The 11,953-nt window shown below is 39.6% G+C and carries 8 protein-coding genes; all 8 read left to right on the plus strand.

Translation table 11 applies throughout. The features are described 5' to 3' along the window. Positions 1 to 330 (plus strand): hypothetical protein (locus tag O3658_RS10225; RefSeq protein ID WP_371561399.1); only part of this gene is annotated, 330 nt, incomplete at its 5' end. Further along, on the plus strand, positions 236 to 2,215 hold the full coding sequence (locus tag O3658_RS10230; protein ID WP_371561402.1) for a peptide ABC transporter substrate-binding protein: 1,980 nt from the start codon (positions 236 to 238) through the stop codon (positions 2,213 to 2,215). The genes O3658_RS10225 and O3658_RS10230, both read left to right, overlap by 95 nt. A gap of 65 nt (positions 2,216 to 2,280) precedes the next feature. Next, positions 2,281 to 3,777 carry an ABC transporter permease gene (locus O3658_RS10235; RefSeq protein ID WP_000761009.1) on the plus strand — a complete coding sequence of 499 codons (1,497 nt, stop codon included), beginning with the start codon at positions 2,281 to 2,283 and terminating at the stop codon, positions 3,775 to 3,777. Continuing rightward, complete coding sequence (gene oppC / locus O3658_RS10240) at positions 3,777 to 4,703, plus strand: oligopeptide ABC transporter permease OppC (RefSeq protein WP_371561406.1); 927 nt, start codon at positions 3,777 to 3,779, stop codon at positions 4,701 to 4,703. The genes O3658_RS10235 and oppC overlap by 1 nt, the downstream gene beginning before the upstream one ends. A gap of 8 nt (positions 4,704 to 4,711) precedes the next feature. Next, a complete protein-coding gene (locus O3658_RS10245) occupies positions 4,712 to 5,779 on the plus strand; it encodes an ABC transporter ATP-binding protein (RefSeq protein ID WP_371561409.1) in 1,068 nt (355 codons plus the stop codon). A gap of 10 nt (positions 5,780 to 5,789) precedes the next feature. After that, on the plus strand, positions 5,790 to 6,716 hold the full coding sequence (locus O3658_RS10250; protein ID WP_001291283.1) for an ATP-binding cassette domain-containing protein: 927 nt from the start codon (positions 5,790 to 5,792) through the stop codon (positions 6,714 to 6,716). Positions 6,717 to 7,162: 446 nt separating this feature from the next. Further along, positions 7,163 to 8,146 (plus strand): acetylxylan esterase, encoded by a 984-nt coding sequence (locus tag O3658_RS10255; protein ID WP_153225119.1) that lies wholly within the window; start codon positions 7,163 to 7,165, stop codon positions 8,144 to 8,146. A gap of 368 nt (positions 8,147 to 8,514) precedes the next feature. Continuing rightward, on the plus strand, positions 8,515 to 11,953 hold a 3,439-nt coding region (locus tag O3658_RS10260), incomplete at its 3' end, for an SIALI-17 repeat-containing surface protein (protein ID WP_371561413.1).

The following is an 11,953-nucleotide window of genomic DNA, read 5'->3' on the forward strand; positions in this document are numbered from 1 at the left end:
GAACCGACGATCAAGCTTTTGCAGAGCCGTGCCTTACCACTTGGCTATACCGCCTTAACTTTTATTATTATACCTTTTAAATTAAATCTCGTCAATAGTTTCTTTTCTGAAAATGTAAGTTTTCCTGCTTTCAAAAGGCATGCGACAAAATATTCTGAAAATTCGTTTACTTTTAAAAGGGATTATGGTATAATCAACAGTATCTCATTAATTTTAATAGAGGAGTTAATTAAACATGAAAAAAAGTCGGATTCTTGCAGTAGCGGGGGTGTCCTTGCTTGCGGCAGGCGTTCTCGCAGCTTGTGGTTCTTCAAAATCATCAAATGCTGAAGCACCAAAAGCCTATGGCTATACTTATACTGCTGACCCAGAAACATTGGACTACCTTATCTCTGGGAAACAAAGTACAAAAGTTGCTACTTCAAATGGTATCGATGGACTCTTTACAAATGATAAGTATGGTAACCTTACTCCTGCAGTCGCTGAAGACTGGTCAGTATCTCAAGATGGATTAACATACACTTATAAGATTCGTAAAGGTGTAAAATGGCTCACATCTGATGGTGAAGAATATGCAGAAGTAACTGCAAATGACTTTGTTACAGGTTTGAAACACGCAGCCGACAATAAATCAGCCGCTCTTTACCTAGCACAAAATTCTGTTAAAGGATTGGCTGACTATGTATCAGGGAATAATACAGACTTCTCTGCTGTAGGTGTAAAAGCTGTTGATGATTACACTCTTCAATACACTTTGAACCAACCAGAACCATACTGGAACTCTAAATTGTCTTACGCAATCTTCTGGCCTTTGAACGCAGAGTTTGAAAAATCAAAAGGTAAAGACTTTGGTAAGGCAACAGACCCAACATCATTGCTTTACAATGGACCTTTCTTGCTTAAAGGGTTGACGGCTAAGTCTTCTATCGAATTTGCGAAGAATGAACAGTATTGGGATAAAGATAATGTTCACATCGATACTGTAACACTTTCTTATTATGATGGTTCAGACCAAGAGTCACTTGAGCGTAACTTTACAAATGGTGCATACAGTTATGCCCGTCTCTTCCCTACTAGCTCAAACTATTCTAAGGTAGCAGAAACATATAAAGACAATATTTACTATACTCCACAAGGAGCTGGTATTGCTGGTTTGGGTGTTAATATTGACCGTCAAAGCTATAAGTACACATCCAAAACAACTGACGAAGAAAAAACATCTACTAAGAAAGCCCTTCTCAATAAAGACTTCCGTCAAGCTTTGAACTTTGCTTTTGATCGTACTGCTTATTCAGCTCAGCTAAATGGTAAGGATGGAGCAGCACTTGCTGTCCGTAACCTCTTCGTAAAACCAGAATTTGTTTCAGCAAATGGAAAATCATTTGGTGATTTGGTTACTGAGAAGGTTGTTTCTTATGGTGATGAATGGAAAGATGTAAACTTTGCGGATGCTCAAGATGGTCTTTACAATGCTGATAAAGCTAAAGCAGAACTAGCTAAAGCTAAAAAAGCCCTTGAAGCAGATGGTGTAAAATTCCCAATCCACTTGGATATTCCAGTCGACCAAACATCTAAAAACTATATCGCTCGTATCCAATCATTTAAACAATCTGTTGAGACCGCTTTGGGTACAGATAATGTAGTTATCGATATTCCACAAATCACTACAGATGAATTAAACAATATCACATACTACGCAGCTAGTGCGGCAGCAGAAGATTGGGACCTTTCAGGTGCTGTTGGATGGAATCCAGACTTTGATGATCCATCAACTTACCTTGATATCTTGAAATCAACTAATAGTGAAACAACTAAGACCTACATGGGCTATGATAATCCATCAAACCCAGCGGTTGCTCAAGTTGGTTTGAAAGAATATGATAAATTAGTTGATGATGCAGCTAGTGAAACAAGTGACCTTAACAAACGTTATGAGAAATATGCAGCAGCTCAAGCTTGGTTAACAGATAGCTCACTCTTCCTTCCAGCTATGTCATCTTCAGGAGCAGCACCAGTTATTTCTCGTGTAGTACCATTCTCAGCCTCTTACACTCAATCTGGTGATAAAGGTTCAGATGTATACTTCAAGTACCTTCAATTGCAAGCTAACACTGTAACAACCAAAGAGTACAAGGAAGCTCGTGAAAAATGGCTCAAAGAAAAAGCTGAATCGAACGAAAAAGCTCAAAAAGAGTTAGCGAGTCATGTGAAATAAATAATGCTCATCAGAACTTTCTCTCCTAAAGGAGAAGGTTCTTTTGGGATTTTAAAGGAAATAATATGAAAAAATATGTTTTTATGCGTATCTTGCGGTCGTTGGTTTCTATTTTCTTAGTAACGACCTTGATTTACACAATCATCTATACGATGGTTCCACGGAAGTTGATCTTCAAACAAGATACTAACTACAATAAAATTGCAACCACGGCTGATAAACGTGATAACTATGAAAATACCGTCTTTGAGCGTATGGGTTATATCGAATATTACGATACGAAAGAGTTGCAGGAAAAAGCTAGTAGCATTGACTCTTCTGTTACAGTAGATGCAAATGATACAAATAAAGCAATCTATGAAAAATATATCCAACAACTTGGTAATGGTTGGACTCTAGGTGAGTTTACAGAGAGTGGACAATTCTACGCTACACGTGAAATTCCTATTTTTGAGCGTGTGTTCAAATTCTATGCAAACTTGCTTGATATTGACCATACAAACAAGATCCAAGACCCTGAGAATCCTAACTTAGAGCGTTATTTGCGCTTTGAGAATGACCCGGCTATCGGTTGGTCTCTTGTGGGTTCAGGTACTAAACACAAATACCTCTTGTACTTCAATAGTCAGTTCCCATTTGTTCACCAAAACTTTGTCAACTTGAACCTAGGAGATTCTTATCCAACTTATGCCAATACTCCTGTTCTTCAGGTTATTACACAAGGACAAGGACAAACGAAGACTTCTGAAGTTCAATTCCCAACTGGTAAGAAAACATCATCAGTTAACATTTACTCAAGAACTTATAAATCTCCGAGTCAAGCTGATGCTCGTGAAGTAGCCAACTACGGTAAAGATGATCCATATACAGCTACTGAGAGCAACTATCAGTACCCATCAATGATTGCAAGTTCTGCTATCACTGGTTTGATTGGTCTTGCGATTTCATATGCGATTGCAGTTCCTCTTGGTTCAGCAATGGCTCGTTTCAAGAATACTTGGATTGACAGCCTCTCTACAGGTACTTTGACCTTCTTGATGGCCCTCCCAACGATTGCTCTAGTTTATATCATTCGTTTGATTGGTTCTTCTATCGGATTCCCAGACTCATTCCCAATCTTGGGTGCTGGAGACTGGCGTTCATATGTCCTTCCATCAGTCATTCTTGGATTACTTGGAGCACCTGGTCTAGCTATCTGGATTCGTCGTTACATGATTGACTTACAATCTCAAGACTTTGTCCGTTTTGCTAGAGCTAAAGGTCTTTCTGAAAAAGAAATTTCTAACAAACACATCTTTAAAAACGCTATGGTACCACTCGTTTCTGGTATCCCAGGCTCAATTATTGGTGTTATTGGTGGAGCAACTCTTACTGAAACAGTCTTTGCCTTCCCAGGTATGGGTAAAATGTTGATTGACTCTGTAAAAGCATCAAACAACAATATGGTGGTTGGTCTGGTCTTCATCTTTACATGTGTTTCAATTTTCTCTTACTTGATTGGAGATATTTGGATGACTATTATTGACCCACGTATTAAATTGACAGAGAAAGGAGGCAAATAATGTCTACGATTAGTAATGATAAATTTCAATTTGTAAAACGAGATGATTTTGCCTCTGAAGCAATTGATGCTCCTGCCTACTCATATTGGGGTTCTGTTTTTAGACAGTTTTTGAAGAAAAAATCAACAATTATCATGCTTGGTATTTTGATTTCCATCGTATTGATGAGTTTCATCTATCCAATGTTTTCTGATTTTGACTTCAATGATGTAAGTAAGGTAAATGATTTTAGCGCTCGTTACATTAAGCCAAATGCTGAACATTGGTTTGGTACAGATAGTAATGGTAAATCTCTCTTTGACGGTGTCTGGTTTGGAGCACGTAACTCTATCTTGATTTCCGTAATTGCGACCTTTATCAACGTTGTTATTGGTGTTATTATCGGCGGAATCTGGGGGATTTCAAAATCAGTTGACCGTATCATGATGGAAGTTTATAACGTTATCAATAACATCCCTTCACTTTTGATCGTTATTGTTTTGACTTACTCTATCGGTGCAGGTTTCTGGAACTTGATTTTTGCCATGAGTGTAACTACTTGGATTGGTATTGCTTATATGATTCGTATCCAAATCATGCGTTACCGTGATTTGGAGTACAACCTTGCTTCTCGTACACTGGGAACACCAACCCATAAGATTGTTATTAAAAATATCATGCCTCAATTGGTTTCTGTTATTGTTACAACTACATCACAAATGCTTCCTGCATTTATCTCATATGAAGCCTTCCTGTCATTCTTTGGACTCGGCTTGCCAATCACAGTACCAAGTTTGGGACGTTTGATTTCGGATTATTCTCAGAATGTAACAACCAATGCTTACCTCTTCTGGATTCCATTGACAACTTTGGTCTTGGTATCCTTGTCACTGTTCGTAGTTGGTCAGAACCTAGCGGATGCTAGTGATCCACGTACACATAGATAGGAGTAGACATGATAAAAGGAAAAAATGTAATTTTGACTGCTCAAGATATTGTCGTGGAATTTGATGTTCGTGACAAGATTTTGACAGCTATTCGAGGTGTCTCCATCGATCTGATCGAGGGAGAGGTTCTCGCTTTAGTTGGAGAGTCAGGTTCAGGTAAATCAGTTTTGACAAAAACATTCACAGGAATGTTGGAAGGAAATGGTCGTATTGCACGAGGTAGTATTAATTACCGTGGCCAAGAATTGACCAGCCTTACATCTAATAAAGATTGGGAAAGTATTCGTGGTGCGAAGATTGCAACTATCTTCCAAGATCCGATGACCAGTCTAGACCCAATCAAGACAATCGGAAGTCAAATCACAGAAGTTATTGTTAAACACCAAGGCAAGACTGCTCAAGAAGCTAAAGAGATGGCTATCGACTATATGAATAAAGTTGGTATTCCAGATTCTGAGAAACGTTTTGACGAGTATCCTTTCCAATATTCTGGGGGAATGCGTCAACGTATCGTTATCGCGATTGCTCTTGCCTGTCGCCCAGATATTCTTATCTGTGATGAGCCGACAACAGCTCTTGACGTGACCATTCAGGCACAGATTATTGATTTGTTGAAGGCACTTCAACACGAATACCACTTTACAACAATCTTTATCACTCACGACCTAGGTGTCGTAGCAAGTATCGCTGATAAAGTAGCGGTTATGTATGCTGGTGAAATCGTTGAGTATGGTACTGTTGAAGAAATCTTCTACGACCCACGTCATCCATATACATGGAGCCTCTTGTCAAGCTTGCCTCAACTTGCGGATGACAAAGGTGAATTGTACTCAATCCCTGGAACACCTCCATCGCTTTATACTGAATTGAAGGGAGATGCTTTTGCTCTTCGTTCAGATTATGCTATGAAGATTGACTTCGAGGAAAAAGCACCTCAGTTTGCAGTATCTGATACTCATTGGGCTAAGACATGGTTGCTTCATGAACAAGCTCCAAAAGTTGAAAAACCATCGGTGATTGCAGATTTACACGACAAGATTCGTGAAAAGATGGGCTTTACACATCTTGAGGACTAGGAGGAAGGAAATGTCTGAAAAATTAGTAGAAATTAAAGACTTAGAAATTTCCTTCGGTGAAGGAAGCAAAAAGTTTGTCGCTGTTAAAAATGCGAACTTCTTTATCAACAAAGGAGAAACTTTCTCACTTGTTGGAGAGTCTGGTAGTGGTAAGACAACAATTGGTCGTGCTATTATCGGTCTTAATGATACCAGCAAAGGTGATATCATCTTTGAAGGTCAAAAAATCAATGGTAAAAAATCACGTGAACAAGCTTCGGAATTAATCCGTCGTATCCAAATGATTTTCCAGGACCCTGCTGCAAGTTTGAATGAACGTGCAACGGTTGACTATATCATTTCTGAAGGTCTTTATAACCACCATTTATTTAAAGATGAAGAAGAAAGAAAAGAAAAAGTTCAAAATATCATTCGTGAAGTGGGACTTTTGGCTGAACACTTGACACGTTACCCACATGAGTTTTCAGGTGGACAACGTCAACGTATCGGGATTGCCCGTGCCTTGGTTATGCAACCTGACTTCGTTATTGCGGATGAGCCGATTTCAGCCTTGGACGTTTCAGTACGTGCCCAAGTTTTGAACTTGCTCAAGAAATTCCAAAAGGAATTAGGCTTGACTTATCTCTTTATCGCCCACGATTTGTCAGTAGTTCGTTTCATCTCTGATCGTATCGCGGTAATTTATAAGGGTGTTATTGTTGAAGTGGCTGAGACTGAAGAATTGTTTAACAATCCAGTTCATCCATACACGCAAGCACTTCTATCAGCTGTTCCTATTCCAGACCCAATCTTGGAACGTAAAAAAGTTTTGAAAGTCTATGATCCAGATCAACATGACTATGAAACTGATAAACCTTCTATGGTAGAAATTCGTCCAGGTCACTATGTTTGGGCAAACCAAGCAGAGTTGGAACGCTATAAAAAAGATTTGAAATAAGAAAGAGTTTTGTAATCTTGGTAGAAAAATTCTATTAAGGTTATGAAGCTTTTTTATTTTTGTAAAAGAACATTAGATTAAAGATAGATAACTATATACCCGAAAACATGCTAATACTCAATGAAAATCAAAGAGCAAACTAGGAAGCTAGCCGCAGTTTGCTCAAAGCACGGCTTTGAGGTTGCAGATAAAGTTGACGTAGTTTGAAGAGATTTTCGAAGAGTATAAGACTAGTCTTCAATGACTCTTGGATGAGAGAAAAAAGAAGCTGTTTTTCTTTGAAAGAGTATTGAATCTATACAGAATGGAATGGATAAAACTACTTTCAGATAAGCTTTTATGAATCTTCAAAATTAAAATCACTTTCTATTTAAAATATCAGTCTTGCATTGCCTCCCTTTATGTGCTAGAGTTATGGTAACGGTTACAAAATTAAGGAGGGTTTTATGAGAAATCCAGCACTAATAGAAGAAATGAAAACTTACAGAGGGCGAGATGAAGTTCCGCAAGACTTCGATGCTTTTTGGGATGGGGAAATAGAGAAGGTTTCAGTCTTGCCAGATTACCAACTAGAGGAACGTGAATTTCGTATTCCAAACGTGAAGTGCTATGAGTTAACCTTTAAAGGTACACGCGATGGTCTTGTTTATGCACGTGTGGTCTTACCAAAATCAGAAAAGAAAGTACCAGTTATTTTTCACTTCCATGGATATATGGGACGTTGTTGGGATTGGACAGATATGTTATCCTTTACAGTCGCTGGTTATGGTGTCGTATCTATGGATGTCCGTGGTCAGTCTGGTTACTCACAAGATGGGTTACGCTCGCCTCTCGGAAATACAGTTAAGGGTCAAATCATTCGTGGTGCAGTAGAAGGAAAAGAGCAACTCTTCTACAAGGATGTTTATCTTGATATTTATCAATTAGTTGAGATTGTAGCTAGCTTCCCACAAGTGGATGAAGGCCAATTAGCAAGCTATGGAGCTTCTCAAGGAGGAGCGCTGGCTCTGGTGGCTGCGGGGTTGAATCCACGTATCAAGCGTACAGTTGCTATTTATCCATTTTTATCAGACTTTAGACGAGTGCTAGAGATTGGAAATACCAGCGAAGCCTATGATGAGCTCTTTCGTTACTTTAAGTTCCATGATCCATTCCATGAGACAGAAGAGCAGATTATGGAAACACTTAGCTATATCGATGTGAAAAATCTTGCTCATCGAATCAAAGGTGAGGTGAGAATGATTACTGGGCTTGATGATGATGTCTGCTATCCAATCACTCAGTTTGCTATTTACAACCGTTTGACTTGTGAAAAGAGTTATCGTATCATGCCTGAATATGCTCATGAAGCCATGAATGTTCATGTCAATGATCAAGTTTACAACTGGTTGTGTGGCAGTGAGATCCCCTTTACCTATCTTGGTCACTAAAAATTGAAAAAAAGCTCTGTAGTTTCGAATGAACTACAGGCTTTTCTTTATGTGACCCAGATAATGAGAAAGTAGTTTCAGGTAGTTTGAAACTTCTAAATATCTTTGAAAGTAGAATCTATTATAGATTATAAAGTCTAAAATTTAGAATATTTATTATATAATATGGTTAAAATAAAAAGTGAAAGGAGTATAGCTAGTTGCGAATCTTTTAACATAGAGTTTATAAAAGTGCAACAGCATTTCATTTACAAAGAATGGCAATTCCATTCAATAATACAGTTTCTTATTTGCAGCTAGTCTGAAAGGCTAAAAATTTTAAGCAAAAAAGAAAGCGCTTTATTTTTTAAAATAACGGAAGGGAAAACATGAATCAGAGAGATTTTGATAGAAAACAGAGGTACGGAATTCGAAAATTTGCAGTTGGAGCGGCATCAGTAGTCATTGGAGCAGTTGTTTTTGGTGCTTCACCGGCTTTTGCTCAAGAGGCGCCATCAACGAATGGTGAAACAGCGGGGCAATCTTTGCCAGAATTGTCTAAGGAAGTAGAGACAGGAAGTCTGACGAATCTCGATAAGGAGCTTGCAGACCAAGTAACCACAGTAAATAATAGTGGAACAGAAGTGAGCCGTGAAGAGTTGCAAGCAAACCCAGGGTCTGAAAAACCAACAGAAACAGAAGCATCAAACGAAACTCCAGCTACAGAGAGTGAAGACGAAGAAGAAGTTGGAAACATTCCGCGTGACTTTTATGCCAGAGAGTTGGAAAATGCCAATACTGTTATAGAGAAGGAAGATGTTGAAACCAATCCTTCAAACGGTCAAAGAGTTGACATGAAAGAGGAGCTCGACAAGCTTAAAAAACTTCAAAATGCGACCATTCATATGGAGTTTAAGCCAGATGCATCTGCTCCACGTTTTTATAACCTCTTCTCAGTTTCCAGTGATACTAAAGTAAATGAGTATTTCACTATGGCCATCCTTGATAACACAGCTATCGTTGAAGGTCGTGATGCAAATGGAAACCAATTCTATGGTGATTATAAAACTGCTCCTTTGAAGATTAAGCCAGGTGAGTGGAACTCAGTAACCTTTACAGTTGAAAGACCAAATGCAGACCAACCAAAAGGTCAAGTTCGCGTCTATGTAAATGGTGTCTTGTCGCGAACAAGTCCTCAGTCTGGTCGTTTCATCCAAGACATGCCAGATGTTAATCATGTACAAATCGGTACAACAAAACGTACAGGCAAAAACTTCTGGGGTGCTAATCTTAAAGTCCGTAATCTAACGGTTTATGATCGTACTCTTACTCCAGAAGAAGTTAAAAAACGTAGCCAACTTTTTGAAAGAGGAGAGTTGGAGAAGAAACTTCCTGAAGGAGCAGAAGTTACTGATAAACTGGATGTTTTTGAAGGTGGTGAGAACCGCAAGCCAAATAAAGATGGTATCGCAAGCTACCGTATTCCAGCCTTGCTGAAAACGGATAAAGGAACCTTGATTGCTGGTGCAGATGAGAGACGCTTGCATCACTCTGACTGGGGCGATATCGGTATGGTTGTTCGTCGTAGTGATGATAAGGGTAAAACATGGGGAGATAGAATTGTCATCTCAAATCCTCGTGATAATGAGAATGCCAGAAGAGCTCATGCGGGATCACCAGTCAATATTGACATGGCCCTAGTCCAAGATCCGAAAACTAAGCGAATCTTCTCTATTTTTGATATGTTCGTAGAAGGTGAAGCTGTCAGAGATTTACCAGGAAAAGCACCACAAGCCTATGAGCAAATTGGAGATAAGGTTTATCAGGTTCTATACAAAAAAGGTGAAGCAGGACGATATACAATCCGTGAAAATGGTGAAGTCTTTGATCCCGAAAATAGAAAGACAGAATATCGAGTTGTAGTTGATCCTAAGCAACCAGCCTATAGTGATAAGGGTGATTTGTATAAAGGTGAAGAACTGATTGGTAATGTCTACTTCGATTATAGCGACAAGAATATCTTTAGAGTTTCAAACACCAACTATCTCTGGATGTCTTATAGCGATGACGATGGAAAAACTTGGTCTGCACCTAAAGATATTACATACGGCATTCGTAAGGACTGGATGCACTTCTTAGGTACTGGACCTGGTACAGGTATTGCCTTACATTCAGGACCTCATAAAGGGCGTCTTGTTATCCCTGCCTACACTACAAATAACGTATCCTACCTAAGTGGTTCTCAGTCTTCACGCGTCATTTACTCAGATGACCATGGTGAAACTTGGCACGCTGGTGAAGCTGTCAATGATAACCGCCCAGTAGGCAACCAAACAATTCACTCTTCAACTATGAATAATCCAGGTGCTCAAAATACGGAGTCAACAGTTGTTCAGTTGAATAATGGGGATCTCAAACTCTTCATGCGTGGATTGACAGGTGATCTTCAAGTAGCGACAAGTAAAGATGGCGGAGCAACTTGGGAAAAAGATGTAAAACGCTATTCAGATGTCAAAGACGTCTACGTTCAAATGTCTGCCATTCATACGGTGCACGATGGTAAGGAATATATCATCCTCAGTAATGCAGGTGGGCCAGGACGTTACAATGGTCTGGTGCACTTAGCGCGTGTGGAAGCTAATGGAGATCTAACCTGGCTCAAGCACAATCCAATTCAAAGTGGCAAATTTGCCTATAACTCATTGCAAGATCTTGGAAATGGTGAATTTGGCTTACTTTATGAGCATGCAAGTGCCACTCAAAATGAATACACCTTATCTTATAAGAAATTCAACTGGGATTTCTTAAGCAAGGATAGAATTGCTCCAACAAAAGCAACTGTGAAAAATGCTGTGGAGATGAGCAAAAATGTCATTGCTTTAGAATTTGATTCTGAAGTATTGGTGAATCGGCCACCAGTTCTTAAACTGGAAAATGGTAATTTTGCAACATTCTTGACGCAATACGATACAAAAACATTGCTTTTCGCAGTTAACAAGGAAGATATTGGTCAAGAAATTACAGAAATCATTGATGGTGCAATTGAGAGCATGCATAATTTGCCTGTAAGTCTTGAAGGTGCAGGAGTCCCTGGTGGTAAAAATGGAGCAAAAGCAGAAATTCATGAAGTCCCAGAATTTACAGGTGCAGTCAATGGTGAAGGTACAGTTCATGAGGATCCAGCCTTTGATGGTGGCGTCAACGGTGAGGAAGCAGCCGTTCATGACGTGCCAGCCTTTGAAGGTGGTGTGAACGGCGAAGAAGCAGCTGTTCATGAAGTTCCAGAAATAGAGGTTGAAGAAAATCCACCAGGAACTATTCACGAAGTCCCAGAATTTGAAGGCGGTGTGAATGGTGCTGAAGCAGCAGTCAATGAAGTCTCAGACTTCGAGGGTGGTGTGAACAGCGAGGAAGCAGCCGTTCATGAAATTCCAGAAATAGAGGTTGAAGAAAATCCACCAGGAACTATTAACGAAGTTCCGGAATTTGCAGGTGGAGTCAATGGTGCCGAAGCAGCCGTTCATGATGTGCCAGCTTTTGAAGGTGGTGTGAACGGCGAAGAAGCCGCGGTCCATGAAGTTCCAGAATATATTCCAGTGCAAACTTCAAAAGGGGAAGCTGCGGTTCATGAAATTTCAGACTTCGAAGGCGGTGTGAATACAGTAGAAGCAGCTAAGTCAGACACTTCAGACTTCGAAGGCGGTGTCAATGGTGAGGAAGGAGCTAAGGCAGAAAGTCCAGAGTTCGAAGGCGGTGTGAATGCAGTAGAAGCAGCCAAGTCAGACACTTCAGAGTTCGAAGGCGGAGTCAATGCAGTAGAAGCAGCCA

Origin of the sequence: Streptococcus sp. 27098_8_69 (genome assembly GCF_041432445.1) — a bacterium.
Lineage (GTDB): Bacteria > Bacillota > Bacilli > Lactobacillales > Streptococcaceae > Streptococcus.